The following is a 14,824-nucleotide window of genomic DNA, read 5'->3' on the forward strand; positions in this document are numbered from 1 at the left end:
ACAATTAATCTATTTACCGCACTGGACCACGGTCAGTAATGACCTTTGGCGTAATGAAAACCAGCATTTCACGCTTAGAAGACTCTCTTGTCCTGCTCTTGAACAAATTGCCCACCACCGGCACATCACCCAGCACGGGAATCTTGTTTTCCTGATTGGTGTCTTCCATTTCGAAAATGCCGCCAATCACCACGGTTCCGCCGTTTTCGATCAGGATTTGGGTTTTGATGTGCTTGGTGTCGATGGCTACACCCTGCGTGGTGGTTTCGCCCCGGCTGTCTTTGTTGATGTCCAGGTCGAGAATGATGCTGCCCTCGGGGGTGATCTGCGGGGTCACTTCCAGCTTCAACACCGCCTTTTTGAAGGCCAGGGTGGTGGCGCCGTTGGGCGCGGTCACTGAATAAGGATATTCGGTGCCCTGCTCGATCAAGGCCTTGGTCTGGTCGGCGGTGATGATGCGCGGGCTCGATACGATTTTGCCCTTGCCATCGGCTTCCATGGCCGAGAGTTCCAGCGTCAGGAATCTGTTGGCAGCGGAGTTGAATATGGAGAGGGCAAAACTCCCCACACTGCTGACGTTGGACAGGCTGGCAGGCAGGTTGACAAAATTGCCATCGGTGCTGGTGGTGCCGCCCGCGCCGCTGGATGCCACCGCATTGCTGTAACTGGTGCCAAACGCCACGCGGTTGTTGCCGCCCACGCTGTAGCCACCATCGCCACCGCGATTGGCGCGCAGGTCGGTGCCGCCCAAGCGCACCCCCAGCGAGCGACCAAACGTGTCCCGCGCTTCAACAATGCGCGCTTCAATCAAAACCTGGCGCACTGCGATATCCAGCGTTGAGAGCAGTTGACGCACTTCTTCGAGTTTGGTGGGCGTGTCGGTCACAAACAGCTGGTTTGTGCGGGGCTCTGAAATGGCGCTTCCGCGCTCGGTCAGGAAGCGGGTGGTAGAACCGCTGCCACCGCTGGAGCTGGTGGTGAGCTGCGTCACCATGTCTGCCGCTTTGGCGTAATTGAGCTGGAAGGCTTGCGTTTTGAGGGGCTCCAGTTTCTGGATGGCCAGCGCAGCTTCAAAGTCTTTCTTGGTGCGCGCGTCGATTTCGTCCTTGGGCGCAATCCACAAGACGGTGCCCGATTTGCGCATGCCCAGGCCCTTGGCATCCATGATGATCTGGAGGGCTTGGTCCCATGGAACATCTTTCAATCGCAGCGTCAAGGCACCAGTCACGGTGTCCGATGTGACAATATTAAAGTTGGTGAAATCTGCAATGACTTGAAGCAAAGATCTGACTTCAATATTCTGAAAATTCAGCGAGAGTTTTTCACCGCTGTAGCCAGGCCCCTGGGTCAATTTGCTCAAATCCACCTTCTTTTGGCGAATTTCCACAACAAATTGGTTATTGCTTTGGTAGGCGCTGTGCTCCCAGTCGCCAACGGGTTCCACCACCATTCGCACACGGTCACCCTGTTGGGATGTTGTCACCATTTGAACGGGCGTTCCGAAATCTGTCACATCAAGACGCCGACGCAGTCCTTCAGGCAAGGATGAGCGGAGAAAATCGACAGTCAGCCCCTTGCCCTGGCGGTGAAGATCAACACCGACCTGACTGTTGGCAAGGCCGACAACAATGCGACCAGAACCATCTGCACCTCTGCGGAAATCAACGTCTTTCAAAGGAAGCGTATCGCTGCTGCCGCTTTCTGCGAATATCGTGGTGGAGGACTGCTGCGAAGCTGCTGCCGAAGTGGTAACGGGCAACAAAGAGATAAGAAGCGTCTTGCCTTGCAGTTCAGCCTGGTAGGAAGTGGCTTGCTTGAGATTCAAAACGAGGCGTGACCGATCGCCCGCCTGTACGACATTGATAGACTTTAAGTTTCCCTGGTTCACATCGACAACGGACCGCCCCATTGCATTGGTGGTTCCAGGAAAATCCAGTGCAATGCGCGCTGGTGACTGAATTGCAAAACCCGTAGGCACTGCCGAGAGTGGCTGAGATAGTTCAACACGAACCACTTCTGCGCCACCTTGCATCGTGCCAGTGACTGCCTCGATGGCACTTTGTGCCATGGCAGCTGTTGCTGCCAGCGTAGTCACTACCGCAAAGATCGCACTTTTGTAGTGATTCATCATCCAGATATTTTTCGTTGTCATTTCTTTCCCTCTTGCAGGTCAAGCGATGCGGTGCGCTCTATCCAATCCCCGGTGGCGTCTTGCACTATTTCGCGCAAACTAATTGCCGTTTCGGATATTTTGGTAATTTTTCCATAATTTTGACCAAGGTAATTTCCCACCCGAACCTGATACAGCAAATTATCGACTTTGAGAAGCGCCGTAGGTGTTCCGGTTTTGTTCAGGCTACCGACCATCGTCATGGCGTCCAGCGGAAATGCCTCCAATGGCTCTTTCCTGCGCGCCATTTCAGGAGCAATCAACGTTGCATTGGAGGCGATCTGAACCGAATCGCGCCGCAATGCCTGCGTGAGCTTGAGTTGATTGAACGGCTCAATACCATTCTCTACCGTATATGCTTGCGGCTGGAACTGCTTGGGCTCGGAAAGGGGGGTAATGCGCGGCTTGGTAGTGGCGCGCTGATCGGCCATCCATTGGCGCAATTCATCCTCTCCCGCTGGACCGCAACCGCTTAAAACCCCTGCACATAAAATCAAAGCAAAACGACCGGTCCACATCATTTCTTTCCTCCGGCATTTTTTTGCGCCTGAACCTCTTCAGGATCCAGGTAGCGGAAAGTTCTCGCGGTGGCATCCATGGACAACATGCCAGCCTCCTTCCCCGCCGGAACAATCGAAATATTGTTCAAAGTCACAATACGGGACAAATGCGCAACATCCGATGCAAATGCACCCATGTCATGGTACTTTCCCGTCACTTTCACGGCAATCGGGAGTTCCGCGTAATAATCTCGGACGACGATTTGACCAGGGCGGAATAGATCAAATTGCAAGCTCCGCCCCAATCCCGCCTGGTTGATATCTGACAGCAAGGCAGCCATTTCCGCCTTGCTGGGCAATTGCTTTTCAAGCTGGATCACATACTGCTGTATCTGTTCGCGCTGCTTCTTGAGCGCATCCAGACTTACAGCCTTTACAAGTTTCTTCGTATAGTCTTCGCGAAGAACCACTTCCTTGCCACGCTCCGATTCAAGCTCTGCCTGGTAATCTGTCAGTTGGACAAACCAGAGTACGGCAGCAACACCGAGTGCGATGAATGCACAGAGCAAAAACTTCGGCAAAACCGGCCAAAGCGATGGATCTTTGGGATCCAGATTTTTAAACTGCCGCTGCAGATTGCTCTGCAGTGCAGCGAAATCAATTTTTGAAGCTTGTGTTTTTGCCATACGCTACTTTCCCGCAGAGGCAGCAACAGTCGAGCTAGCAGCATCCATGGCTTTTTGCGCCTCACTGGATCGCATGAGCTGAAATTTCAAATTGAAAGCACCAACACGACGCTGGTCCCGAGGTGTCAATGCCACGTTGCTGGCGACAATTTCCACCAGTTCCGGTTTAGAAAACCAGGGGGTGTTGTTGGTAAGGTTGCGCAGCATCTCCGAAACGCGTTCATTGGATTGCGCCATGCCTTGCATGGAAATGGTCTGGCCATCTTGCTTCATGCTGGTGATGTAGACGCCATCCGGCAACTGCCTGACGAGTTCGTTCAGCAGATGTACCGGCAAATTCCGGTCTGATTGCAGATCCTCCACAGCCTTCTGCCGTGCGCGCAAAGAAGCAATTTCCTCTTCGATGGACGCAATTTCCTTGATTTGCCCATCAAGGACCTGGATTTCACGCTGAAGAAAACTGTTCCTCTCCTGCTGGTCTGTAATCATGACCTGGAACCACCAATAGATAGCTCCTGCGATAGCAAGACCCAGCAGAAACGATGCAAACATCGTTGCCTGAAAAGCCTCGCGCCTGCGTTTACGCGCAGCCTCCCGGTGCGGGAGCAGATTGATCAAAATCACTGCAGAAACCTCCGCATAGCCAAACCACATGAAGTGAGATATGAAGGGGCTTCACGCACCATCTTTTTCAAACGGACGGAACTTCCAATCTCCATTCCGTCAAACGGATTCACAGCACTGCACGCAAAACCAGTCTGACGGGTGACCGCCTCCGTCAAACCCGGCAGCGGCGCCGATCCGCCAGCCAGCATGATGTGATCAACACGGTTGTGCGGCGTACTGGTAAAGAAAAATTGCAGCGCTCGACCAATTTCTTGGGCCATGCTTTCCACAAATGGTCGAAGCACCGCTGTTTGGTAGTCCTCTGGCAAGTCCCCGTTGCGCTTCTTGCTTTCGGCCTCTTCGACGGAAAACCCGTATTGCCGCACGATAAGTTGCGTCAATTGCGCCCCGCCGAATGCCTGGTCCCGGTCGTACAAGACCTCTTCATTGCGGATGACCTGCAAACTCGTGGTAAGCGCCCCGACTTCAAACAATGCGACAAGGGCGTCCACCCCTTTGTTGGGCAGCGCTTCGATCAATCGTCCAGCAGCAAGCCTTGACGCGTACGATTCGATATCGACGACCACTGGCTTGAGCCCCGCCGCCTCGGCAAGACCTTGCCGGTCTTGCACTTTCTCCCGCCGCGAGGCCGCAATCAACACATCCACGTCGCCGGGCGCATTTTTGCTAGGCCCAATAACGCAGAAATCCAGACTGACCTCGTCCAGGGAAAAGGGAATGTACTGGTTCGCCTCGGACTCGACCTGGACCTCGAGCTCCTGCTCTGTCATGCCACCGGGCAGAGTGATCTTTTTGGTGATCACCGCCGATGGAGGCAGCGCCAAGGCAACGTTCTTGGTACGGGTGCCACTCTTTTTGACAAGCCGGCGCAATGCATCAGCAACCTCATCGAATTTTTCGATGTTACCGTCTGTGATCCAACCACGCTCCAGCGGTTCGATGGCGCAGCGCTCGAGCACCAGCCCACCGCCCTTGTCGCGCCCTAGCTCCACCAACTTGACGCTGGAGGAACTGATGTCGATACCCAGCAGCGGTGCGGACTGGCGACTAAAAAAAGACCCCGTTGAGATCAAAATTGGTCTCCTGTAACTTGCCAAAATGACGCAACAAAACTTAACATTTCACATGAATGCTATCAGTAAGATAGTTCTCGGGCAAAGCGTTTTAGCCACCCGCATTCTTTCGGGCGTTGCCAAAAGCAGACGATTCTTAACCGTGCTGCAATGCACTTGACGTAGTCATCCGCCACTGTGGGCGGCCCGCGCCTGCGTGGTCCGTCCCCAATAAACCAGCCCGAGATTGCCGTTTTTTATAATGGCGGCTCTTTTCCTTCCGAAGCGATATGGCGCCCCCCAACTCCCCCAAGCAACCTCACAAGCCAGACGCTTCGGCGACCGACCGACGCCCTGGCTGGCTACGCTGGATTTTTCGCGCCTTCCTGTGGATCGGCGGGCTCGGGTTGGCTGGAGGGCTGGCCTTGCTGCTGGTCATTGGTGTGGCGCTCGCCATGGCCTACCCCAATCTCCCCGACGTCTCTGATCTTGCGGACTACCGGCCCAAGCTGCCGCTCAGGGTGTACTCATCCGAAGGCGCGCTGCTGGGGGAGTTTGGCGAAGAGCGGCGCAACCTGACACCCATCCGGGAGATTCCCGCCGTGGTCAAGAATGCGGTGCTGGCCATTGAAGACACCCGGTTTTTCCAGCATGGCGGCGTGGATTACAAAGGAATGCTGCGCGCAGTCCTTGCCAATTTGGGGCGCGTCAAAAGCCAGGGCGCTTCAACCATCACCATGCAAGTGGCTCGGAATGTTTATCTGTCATCAGAAAAAACATTTACGCGGAAAATTTACGAAATATTACTGACATTCAAACTCGAGCATTTGCTCACAAAAGACCAAATTCTCGAGATTTACATGAATCAGATTTATTTGGGCAACCGTGCCTACGGATTTGCCGCCGCATCCGAGGCCTATTTTGGAAAACCGCTGAAGTCGGTTTCCATCGCCGAGGCAGCGATGCTGGCGGGGCTGCCCAAGGCGCCCTCTGCGTACAACCCGATCAGCAACCCCAAGCGCGCCAGGTCACGCCAGCTCTACATCATTGAACGGATGGAGGAAAACGGTTTCATCACGGCCGAAGAAGCTGCGGCCGCAAAGAAGGAAGAAATCAAAATCCGCTCAGGACAGGACAACACCCGCGTCCACGCCGAATATGTGGCCGAGATGGTGCGGCAACTGATCTTCAACCAGTATGGCAATGAGGCTTACACCCGCGGCCTGAATGTGTACACCACGCTGAACGCGGCCAACCAGGATACCGCCTACGCGGCCCTGCGGCGCGGCATCATGGATTACGAGCGACGCCAGCAGTATCGCGGTCCCGAGCAATTCGTGAACCTGCCCAACGCTCCAGAAGAGGTGGAGGACGCCATCGACGAAGCGCTTGCCAACCATCCTGACAACGGGGATGTCATGGCAGCGGTGGTGCTGGAGGCCACCGCACGCAAGATCGTGGCTGCGCGCGCGAACGGGGACACTGTTGAAATCACGGGCGACGGGCTCAAACCAGCCCAGTCCGGGCTGAGCGACAAGGCCCCGCCCAACATCAAGATTCGCCGGGGTGCCGTGATTCGCGTGGTCAAGACGCCCAAGAACACCTGGGAAATCACGCAGTTGCCCGAGGTGGAAGGCGCCTTCGTGGCGCTGGATCCGCGCACTGGTGCCATCAATGCGCTGGTGGGCGGCTTTGATTTTGACAAGAACAAGTTCAACCATGTAACGCAGGCCTGGCGCCAGCCGGGGTCGAGCTTCAAACCCTTTATCTACTCCGCCGCACTGGAAAAGGGCTTCACTCCCGCCACAGTCGTCAATGACGCTCCCCTCTTTTTTGATGCGGGCGTGACCGGCGGCCAGCCCTGGGAACCCAAGAACTACGACGGAAGATACGACGGTCCCATGACCATGCGCACGGGTTTGGCCAAATCCAAAAACATGGTCTCCATCCGCATCCTTCAGGCGGTCGGCCCCAAGACGGCGCAGGAGTGGGTGACCCGCTTCGGCTTCGACGCTGAAAAGCATCCCGCTTACCTGACCATGGCATTGGGAGCGGGTTCGGTCACACCGTTGCAGATGGCGTCGGGGTTCTCGGTATTTGCCAATGGCGGCTATCGCGTCAACCCGTGGCTGATTGCACGCGTGACCGACCACAAAGGCCGCGTGATCTCCGAAAACCCGCCTCCCACAGTCAACGACCTACCCCGCGCCATTGATGCACGCAATGCCTTCATCATGGACAACCTGCTGCAGGATGTTGCGCGCACAGGAACTGCAGCACGGGCGCAAGCCACCCTCAAGCGGCCGGACCTGCACGGCAAGACAGGTACCACCAATGACTCAGTAGACGCGTGGTTTGCCGGGTACCAGCCCACACTGGCCGCAGTGACCTGGATTGGCTACGACAAGCCCCGCAACCTGGGCAGCAGGGAAACCGGGGGCGGGCTGAGCCTGCCGGTATGGATCAATTTCATGGAGCGCGCACTCAAGGGCGTGCCCGTCATGGAGACCACCGTGCCGCCGGGGGTGGTGAATGTCGGTGGTGAGTGGTTCTATGAGGAATATGCGCGCAATGCGGGGGTGGCGAACCTGGGCCTGGAAGACCGGGGCACCGCTGCGTCCACCGTGGCACCGCAAGCGCCGCCGCCGACCGAAGAGCGCAATCGCATCCTCGATCTCTTCCGCAACTGAATCTCCACACCCGCAAGTCGTGCGGCGCCCTCCGCACGGACATCCCATCTGACCATCGTCCCCTGGCCCTGCCCCGGCAAGGCTGGGGCACATCCCGCCGGATACAGCGATTGTGGCGGGGGAAGAGAGCGATGCGCCTTGTCAGGCCTCGAATCGAAGCGGTGTGCCAGACTGCTGCGCGGCATCCTGGCTCAGGCGGTCAAAGAATTCACCGGCACCTTTGGTGTCTTGCCAGACAGCGCCGTCAAACCGGTAGTGGTATCCGCCCGACTTGGCCGCCATCCACACCTCATGCAGGGGTTTTTGCAGGTTGATGATGATCTGGCTGCGGTTGGGAAACGTCAGCGTCACCATGCCGCCCGTGCGCTGGCTGTCCACATCCGCGTCGCCCGTGTCGTTGATGCGATCGCAGCTGCGCTCCACCGCGAGCAGCAGTTTTTCAGCCTGGTCCAGAAATTCAAGGTCGGTCATTACAATTTACGCATGTTGAGAGCTTCCCAAATTCTAGTCAGTACCCTTGCCCTTGCTGCGAGTGCGGCGGCATTGTCGGGCTGTGGCCAGCGCGGCCCCTTGTACCTGCCCGGCGCGCCCGAGGCCAGGCAACGCGCCACGCTGCCTGAAACCCTCTCGCCTGTACTGACCGCACCGGCAACCACCCCCACGCCCCCCGCGTCGGTGCCGCAGTAATGGCGTTCGGCCCGCTACCACTGCGCCAGGGTCAACGGCGTGAAGGACAGCGGGCTTGATTTTTATCAAGCACTGAAGATAGGGCCATCGTACAGTCGGTGTTTTATTGCACCGCAGCATCGACATGGCCCTGGAACTCTATCGCGACAAGAATCACGCCTGCCTGATGTTCACCGACCTCATCGAGGAGGATGGGCAGGCGGTTCAAGCCAACCAGTTCCTGATTGTTGACGACGGCACCGGCGCCATCATCGACCCCGGCGGCAACCTTGCCTTCAATGAACTGTTCCTGGCCATGTCCAAGCATTTCGCGCCCAGCAAGCTGGCGTATGTGATCGCATCGCACGCCGATCCGGACATCATTGCCTCACTCGACCGCTGGATGACCAGCACCAAGGCTTCGCTGGTGATTTCACGGGTGTGGGAGCGGTTTGCGCCGCACTTCACAAAAGTGGGCAAGACGGAAAACCGGGTGATCGGCGTGCCGGACGGTGGCGGGCATCTGCCATTGGGGCGCCATGAACTGGTGCTGCTGCCAGCGCACTTCATGCATTCCGAAGGCAACTTCCATTTCTACGACCCGGTCAGCCGCATCCTGTTCACGGGCGATCTCGGGGTGTCGATGACGTCGGGGGCCGAGGCGCGTATTCCGGTCACCGATCTGGCCCCGCATATCCCGCGCATGGAGGCTTTTCACCGGCGCTACATGGTGTCCAACAAGATCCTGCGGCTGTGGGTGCGCATGGCGCGCCAGTTGGACATCGCCATGCTGGTGCCCCAGCATGGCGCGCCCATCATGGGCAAGAAGGCCATCAACGATTTTCTGGACTGGATCGACAACCTCATGTGCGGCATTGATTTGTTCGATGATCGCGCTTACCAGATCCCGACCGACCACATCGACCCGGTGAGCCGGCAACTGCGGCCGGCACTGCAAGCGGTCAACGCCTGAAACTGCAAGCGGTCAACGCCTGAAGTTTTAGTCTAAATAGGCTCTAGCGCTTACTGGTAAAGCGCAAGCAGCTATATTTATAATAGCAATCAATCCGGTGCGGCGGGCCTGCTCCGCCCCACCGGCCGGGCGCTCCGGTTGGCCAGGCGCCGCCACAGACGCCAGCCCAGCAGGGCCGCGAGGATGGCGCCATACACGGCCACTTCCGCAAAGTCGTTCTTGCCGGCGCGCATCCAGAAAAAATGCAGGATCGCCAGCCCGGCCACCGCATACACCGCCCGGTGCAGGGCCTGCCAGCGGCGCCCGCCCAATGCCCGGATGGCGCGGTTGAACGAGGTGGCCGCCAACAGCATGAGCAGGCAAAACGCCAGAAAGCCCACCAGAATAAAGGGCCGCTTGGCAATGTCGCGGGCGATCTCGGCAAGATCGAATCCCATGTCAAACCCGCTGTAGCTCAACAGGTGCAGCAGCGCATAAAAAAACACAAACAGACCCAGCATGCGCCGAAAGCGCGCCAGTTGCGGGCTGGCGGTCATCACGCGCAGCGGTGTCACGGCCAGCACCATGCACAGGGCCCGCAAGGTCCAGTCACCGGTGGCGCGGATCAGGGCTTCGGCGGGGTTGGCGCCCAGGCGGTCGGTGGCGGCCGCATAGACCAGCCACGACAAGGGCAGCAGGCACAGCACGAACAGCACCGGCTTGGCCGCCGGATGGAGCAGGAGTTTTCTCATGGCGCAGCAGACCGGTCGCTTGGCCTGGCGGGCAGCTGCGGCGGGGTTCAGTAGAACTTCTTGAGGTCCATGCCGGCGTAGAGTTGCCCCACCTGGGCCTCGTAGCCGTTGAACATCAGGGTTTTGCGCTTCTTGGCAAACAGGCCGTCTTCGCCAATGCGGCGCTCGGTGGCCTGGCTCCAGCGCGGGTGGTCCACGTTGGGGTTCACGTTGGAATAAAACCCATATTCTTGTCTGGCTGCCTTGTTCCAGGCGGTGCCCGGCTCTTTCTCGACAAAACGGATCTTGACGATGCTTTTGGCGCTCTTGAAGCCGTATTTCCAGGGCACCACCAGGCGCACGGGCGCACCGTTCTGGTTGGGCAGCACCTCGCCATACATGCCAAAGGCCAGCAGGGTGAGCGGGTGCATGGCCTCGTCCATGCGCAGGCCTTCCGTGTAAGGCCAGTCGAGCACGCGCGAGCCCACATAGGGCATGGTGGCCTTGTCGGCCAGCGTGACGAATTCCACGTATCTGGCACTGCCCTGCGGCTCCACGCGCTTGATCAACTCAGCCAGCGAGTAGCCCACCCAGGGGATGACCATGGACCAGCCTTCCACGCAGCGCAGGCGGTAGATGCGTTCTTCCTGCGCGCTCAGCCGGAGCAGGTCTTCGATGCCGTACTTGCCGGGCTTCTTGACCAGGCCTTCCACCTCCACCGTCCAGGGTGTGGTTTTGAGGGTGTGGGCATTGCGGGCGGGGTCGGCCTTGTCGGTGCCGAACTCGTAGAAGTTGTTGTAGGTGCTCGCGTCCTTGTAGTCGGTGAACTTCTCCATGGTGACGCCCCCCGCCACGGTCGACCGGGCGCCCGCCAGCGCTGCCAGTTTGCCGGGGCGCACCACCTGGGCTTGTTGTGCCAGCGCCTCGCGGCCGGCCCAGGAAGCCAACGCGGCGCCAGCGGCACCGCCTGCCATCAGCTTGAGCATGTGGCGACGGTCTTCGTAGACCGCGCGCGGGGTGATTTCGGAGGAATGCGGGTGCTTGAAACCCGAATCGCGCGATGGAATCAGCATGGGAGGCTCCGGTCATTCTTGGGTGGAAACGGCTGTGCGGTAGAGCCGAGCAACTGCCAGTTCGTTCCCTGGAACGCCCAGGTTACACCCGAGACGCAAGGGTTGCTGCCCCGCAGGGCCGATACCCCATCACACCATCACACCATCACACCATCAGAGCGTGCCGTAGCTGTGCAGGCCGCTCAGGAACATGTTCACGCCCAGAAACGCGAACGTGGTCACCACCAGCCCGACCAGCGCCCACCAGGCGGACACGGTGCCGCGCAAACCCTTCATGAGGCGCATGTGCAGCCAGGCCGCGTAGTTGAGCCAGACGATCAGCGCCCAGGTTTCCTTGGGGTCCCAGCTCCAGTAGCCGCCCCAGGCCTCGGCGGCCCACAGGGCGCCCAGCACGGTAGCAATGGTGAAGAACGCAAAGCCCACGGCGATGGACTTGTACATCACATCGTCCAGGATCTCGAACGACGGCAGGCGCGCCGCAATGCGCTTGCGGCCAAACAGAATGCCCGCCACGATGAGGGCGGAAACGCCGAAATAGACCATCCAGTAGCTGCCGCCGCTCTCGGTTGCGCCCTGGCGGAAAACGATGGGCTCAAAGCACAGCACCACGCCCAGCAGCCACAGGGGCGCCAGCTTGTACCACCGGGTCTCGCTGGCCTGCTGCTTGATCAGGTAGGCAAAGGCCACCATGGCCGCCAGCGCGAAGGTGCCGTAGCCGATGAAGTTGGCGGGCACATGCAGCTTCATCCACCAGCTCTGGAGGGCGGGCACCAGGGGCTGGATCTCGTGCGCCTCGCGCACCACGGTGTACCAGAGCAAAAAGCCCACGGCGGCACTGACCACGAGCATCACGAAGCCGCCCAGAGCGCGCGTGCCGTACTGCTGTTCGTAGTACAGATAGAACGCCGCCGTCATCCAGCAGAACATCACGAACACTTCGTAGAGGTTGCTCACCGGGATGTGGCCGACATCGCTGCCGATAAGGTAGCTTTCGTACCAGCGCACCAGTGTGCCAATAAGCGCCATGCCCACGGCCACCCACGCAATGCGCGAACCAATCAGGCTCAGGGTGTGGCCTTCGCCACGCGCAAACATGCCCATCCAGTAAAACGCCGTGCTCATGAAAAAGAGCATGCTCATCCACAAAATGGCCGACTGGCTGGACAAAAAGTATTTGAGGCCGAACACGGTCTCGGCCCGTGCCAGGCTGCCCGCGCCATCTTGCTGGTACAGACCGATGGCCACCAGGGCTAGCGCCACCACCACCAGCATCAACACCCGCAGCGGGCGCCAGAACCAGCCCAGCCACACGGTGCAGGGAATGGCAGCCAGCAGGATGCCTTTTTCGTACACATCCATGTAGCTGCCATAGCGTTGCAGCGCATACAGCCCCCCCGTGGCCACGATGGCGGCGAACAGCCAGTCGAACCAGTTGCGGCGGGAAAAGAACCCCTCGTTGAGAGAGATGGTGGTGGTGGCGGTATTCATGCGTTGCCTCAGTGGGGACGAGCCCCGATCAGTTTGTCAGCGAGCTGGACGAACTCCCGGTCGCCGTCCATGGTCTTGCGATTGGTGGACAGCGCCATCAGAGCGTGCGACTGCTCCCCCCGCGGTGCCACCCACACCCATACGCGGCGCTCGCGCACGTAAAGCATGGCAAAAACACCCAGAATCAGCAAGGCACAGCCCAGGTAGACAATGTTTTTGCCAGGGGCGCGCGCCACCTGAAAAACGCTGGCCTGCACCTGGGTAAAGTCCTTGAGCTCAAAAACCAGCGGCGCCGGGTAGATCTGCGCATCACTGAGCGACAGCACCGCCTGCGTCATGAATGTCTGTGTCTGGTCACTCTGTTCCAGTGGCTTGAGGCCAGCACGCTCACGCGTGAGCTGGGCCAGCTCGAACAGGGCGCCGTTCAGGATGCGCACCAGCACCTCGCCGGCACGCGCGCGTTCGGCCTCGGGCACATTGGCTTCCATGAAATCAGAAATGGCCGGCAAGCCGCCCACCTTTTTGCCCTCGGGCCCGTTGCTGCCGGCAAACAGCGCCAGCGCCCGCAACGCGGACTGCGTCAGCTGCTCGGCCAGTTCGGGGCGCGACGCCTCCACCGCCTGCGCCACATAACGGCGCACGGCCTGCTCACGCGCCGCCGGGTCACCCAGCGCAGCATGAAGGCGCATGAACCCGTCCATGGAGCTTTGGTCGTCGGCAGGAACCCGCAGGTAACGGAACGGATCGGCGGGGTTCTCGCGCACCCCCAGCAAAAACACGGGCACCCCATCGCCGGTGTCCACAGGCAGCATGTAGTTGTGGAACTCGCGCGCCTGACCGGCCGCATCGCGCAGCTTGTACGTCACGCTGGGGCCCACATTGCGCAGCTCTTTCTTGGTCACGGTCTTGTTGGCGGCACCCAGGCGCGACTCCACCGACTCGCGCAGATCGACCTTGCGCACATCGACGCCCGATCCTGTCGCGCCTGCTGCACCGCCCAGGTTCTCGACATTGATCGTGCGCAGGGCCGTGAATTCGAGGGTGAGTTTTTCGCCGCCCGTGGCACCGCCCTTGCCGACCAACTCGGTCGATCCGCCCACCGTGCCCTCGATATCAAATGGCTTGGCCCCCGCCACCATGGGCATGGCGCGCAACTTGAGGTGCGAGCCGCCGTCGTCAAAACTCGACTGGTAGATCTCGACCCCTTTGTAGCTGGCGGGGTGGTTCACCTCGATGCGGGCGGGCGTTTTCGCGCCCGTCTCCTTGTCGTGGATCACGATCTCGCTGGCGAACAGCTTGGGCATGCCGGTGGAGTAATGCTCCACGATGAACTTCTTGAGTTCGATGGCAAAGGGCAACTCCTGCAACAAAACGCCGTCGGACTGGCTCAGGATGGCGGTGCTCGACTGCGTGCCCTCGGCCACCACCAGGTTGCCGCGGAACGTGGGGTTGCGCTCGGACAGGCGGTGCTCGGGCTTTACCTCGGAAATGAGGCCACTGCCGGCATACGGTGTTTTTCCGCCCAGCAGCATTTGGGCCCGAACGATCAGGTCGCCGTCGAACAGCCCACCCAGGCAGATGAGCACGATGGCGCTGTGCGCGGCGATGTAGCCAATCTTGTTGGCCGCCCCCGCCTTGGCCGCCACCATCCAGCCCGCGCCCTGGGCCGCATCCCGCTGCTGCAGCCGCACCTTCCAGCCACCACCGGCCAGCAAGGTGCCAATGCGGCGTGCCTCGACTTCCGCGGGCCCGCCGAGTTCGGCCTGCGCCTTGTGGTGGAAGGCCTTGAGGCTTTGCTCGCGGATGTTTTCCTTGTAGACCTTGAGGTCCACCAGGATCTTGGGGGTGTTGCGGGCGATGCACAAAGAGGTGCTGACCACCAGAAAGGCCAGGATCAGCAAGAACCACCACGCGCTGTACACCGCATTGAGCTGGATGGCCGCAAACAGCTCCGCCCAGAACGGGCCGAACTGGTTGACGTAGTTCACCGCAGGCTCATGCTGCTTGAGCACCGTGCCAATGACCGACGCGATGCAGATCACCGTCAGCAGCGAAATGGCAAACCGCATGGAAGACAGCAGCTCGATGCCTGCACGCAGGGCCTGGGGGCCAGACCGGACTTGAACGCCTTGGGTTGTGTCAGACATGAGAGGGGTGAACGCGGGCACTAAAGGAAAAGGGCGGGGCCA

General features: G+C 59.4%; 13 protein-coding genes. 3 read left to right on the forward strand and 10 right to left on the reverse strand.

Going from position 1 to position 14,824, the window contains the following annotated elements; all coding sequences use genetic code 11:
• Positions 1-13: 13 nt before the first annotated feature.
• From J8G26_RS13120 to J8G26_RS13140, 5 genes are read right to left on the reverse strand one after another with little or no spacing between them, the layout of a single operon-like run.
• A complete protein-coding gene (locus tag J8G26_RS13120; protein ID WP_210569426.1) occupies positions 14-2,152 on the reverse strand; it encodes a type IV pilus secretin PilQ in 2,139 nt (712 codons plus the stop codon).
• Positions 2,149-2,691: a pilus assembly protein PilP gene (locus J8G26_RS13125; RefSeq protein WP_087743824.1), complete on the reverse strand. Its 543-nt coding sequence runs from the start codon at positions 2,689-2,691 to the stop codon at positions 2,149-2,151. Before J8G26_RS13125 ends, J8G26_RS13120 begins: the two co-directional genes overlap by 4 nt.
• Positions 2,688-3,356 (reverse strand): type 4a pilus biogenesis protein PilO, encoded by a 669-nt coding sequence (locus tag J8G26_RS13130; protein WP_087743821.1) that lies wholly within the window; start codon positions 3,354-3,356, stop codon positions 2,688-2,690. The genes J8G26_RS13125 and J8G26_RS13130 overlap by 4 nt, the downstream gene beginning before the upstream one ends.
• Before the next feature lie 3 nt (positions 3,357-3,359).
• Positions 3,360-3,980, reverse strand: coding sequence for a PilN domain-containing protein (locus J8G26_RS13135; protein WP_087743818.1), 621 nt, complete (start codon positions 3,978-3,980; stop codon positions 3,360-3,362).
• The gene (locus J8G26_RS13140; RefSeq protein ID WP_087743816.1) at positions 3,977-5,056 is read right to left on the reverse strand and encodes a pilus assembly protein PilM; all 1,080 of its coding nucleotides are present in this window, start codon (positions 5,054-5,056) and stop codon (positions 3,977-3,979) included. Before J8G26_RS13140 ends, J8G26_RS13135 begins: the two co-directional genes overlap by 4 nt.
• Positions 5,057-5,325: 269 nt before the next feature.
• Between J8G26_RS13140 and J8G26_RS13145 the strand changes: the two genes are divergently transcribed.
• Positions 5,326-7,725: a penicillin-binding protein 1A gene (locus J8G26_RS13145; protein ID WP_210569428.1), complete on the forward strand. Its 2,400-nt coding sequence runs from the start codon at positions 5,326-5,328 to the stop codon at positions 7,723-7,725.
• A 141-nt stretch (positions 7,726-7,866) separates the two neighbouring features.
• On the opposite strand, the gene cyaY is transcribed toward J8G26_RS13145, so the two are convergent.
• Entirely contained in the window at positions 7,867-8,196 is a 330-nt protein-coding gene (gene cyaY / locus J8G26_RS13150) for an iron donor protein CyaY (protein WP_210569429.1), read from the reverse strand.
• 12 nt (positions 8,197-8,208) lie between these two features.
• Between cyaY and J8G26_RS13155 the strand changes: the two genes are divergently transcribed.
• The gene (locus J8G26_RS13155; protein WP_210569432.1) at positions 8,209-8,412 is read left to right on the forward strand and encodes a lipoprotein; all 204 of its coding nucleotides are present in this window, start codon (positions 8,209-8,211) and stop codon (positions 8,410-8,412) included.
• A gap of 124 nt (positions 8,413-8,536) precedes the next feature.
• A complete protein-coding gene (locus tag J8G26_RS13160; protein ID WP_087748156.1) occupies positions 8,537-9,364 on the forward strand; it encodes an MBL fold metallo-hydrolase in 828 nt (275 codons plus the stop codon).
• Positions 9,365-9,453: 89 nt separating this feature from the next.
• Here the strand turns inward: J8G26_RS13160 and J8G26_RS13165 are convergent, their stop codons facing one another.
• The 4 genes from J8G26_RS13165 to J8G26_RS13180 all read right to left on the reverse strand — a co-directional run bounded on the left by J8G26_RS13165 (position 9,454) and on the right by J8G26_RS13180 (position 14,782).
• Positions 9,454-10,095, reverse strand: a complete 642-nt coding sequence (locus tag J8G26_RS13165) for a protein-methionine-sulfoxide reductase heme-binding subunit MsrQ (RefSeq protein ID WP_087743808.1) — start codon at positions 10,093-10,095, stop codon at positions 9,454-9,456.
• Between the two features lie 47 nt (positions 10,096-10,142).
• Positions 10,143-11,147, reverse strand: coding sequence for a protein-methionine-sulfoxide reductase catalytic subunit MsrP (msrP, locus tag J8G26_RS13170; protein WP_210569434.1), 1,005 nt, complete (start codon positions 11,145-11,147; stop codon positions 10,143-10,145).
• Positions 11,148-11,300: 153 nt separating this feature from the next.
• Positions 11,301-12,635 carry a c-type cytochrome biogenesis protein CcsB gene (ccsB, locus tag J8G26_RS13175; RefSeq protein ID WP_210569436.1) on the reverse strand — a complete coding sequence of 445 codons (1,335 nt, stop codon included), beginning with the start codon at positions 12,633-12,635 and terminating at the stop codon, positions 11,301-11,303.
• A gap of 8 nt (positions 12,636-12,643) precedes the next feature.
• Positions 12,644-14,782, reverse strand: coding sequence for a cytochrome c biogenesis protein ResB (locus J8G26_RS13180; RefSeq protein ID WP_210569438.1), 2,139 nt, complete (start codon positions 14,780-14,782; stop codon positions 12,644-12,646).
• Positions 14,783-14,824 lie beyond the last annotated feature (42 nt).

Origin of the sequence: Acidovorax sp. JG5, from assembly GCF_017939685.1 — a bacterium.
Taxonomy (GTDB): domain Bacteria; phylum Pseudomonadota; class Gammaproteobacteria; order Burkholderiales; family Burkholderiaceae_C; genus Acidovorax.

What these genes read in the sequence shown, in the direction of transcription:
- msrP (WP_210569434.1), bottom strand. Translation starts at nt 11,147, where the DNA reads ATGCTGATTCCATCGCGCGATTCGGGTTTCAAGCACCCGCATTCCTCC.
- J8G26_RS13130 (WP_087743821.1), bottom strand. Translation starts at nt 3,356, where the DNA reads ATGGCAAAAACACAAGCTTCAAAAATTGATTTCGCTGCACTGCAGAGC.
- J8G26_RS13160 (WP_087748156.1), top strand. Translation starts at nt 8,537, where the DNA reads ATGGCCCTGGAACTCTATCGCGACAAGAATCACGCCTGCCTGATGTTC.
- J8G26_RS13180 (WP_210569438.1), bottom strand. Translation starts at nt 14,782, where the DNA reads ATGTCTGACACAACCCAAGGCGTTCAAGTCCGGTCTGGCCCCCAGGCC.
- J8G26_RS13145 (WP_210569428.1), top strand. Translation starts at nt 5,326, where the DNA reads ATGGCGCCCCCCAACTCCCCCAAGCAACCTCACAAGCCAGACGCTTCG.
- ccsB (WP_210569436.1), bottom strand. Translation starts at nt 12,635, where the DNA reads ATGAATACCGCCACCACCACCATCTCTCTCAACGAGGGGTTCTTTTCC.
- J8G26_RS13120 (WP_210569426.1), bottom strand. Translation starts at nt 2,152, where the DNA reads ATGACAACGAAAAATATCTGGATGATGAATCACTACAAAAGTGCGATC.
- J8G26_RS13165 (WP_087743808.1), bottom strand. Translation starts at nt 10,095, where the DNA reads ATGAGAAAACTCCTGCTCCATCCGGCGGCCAAGCCGGTGCTGTTCGTG.
- J8G26_RS13125 (WP_087743824.1), bottom strand. Translation starts at nt 2,691, where the DNA reads ATGATGTGGACCGGTCGTTTTGCTTTGATTTTATGTGCAGGGGTTTTA.
- J8G26_RS13155 (WP_210569432.1), top strand. Translation starts at nt 8,209, where the DNA reads ATGTTGAGAGCTTCCCAAATTCTAGTCAGTACCCTTGCCCTTGCTGCG.
- cyaY (WP_210569429.1), bottom strand. Translation starts at nt 8,196, where the DNA reads ATGACCGACCTTGAATTTCTGGACCAGGCTGAAAAACTGCTGCTCGCG.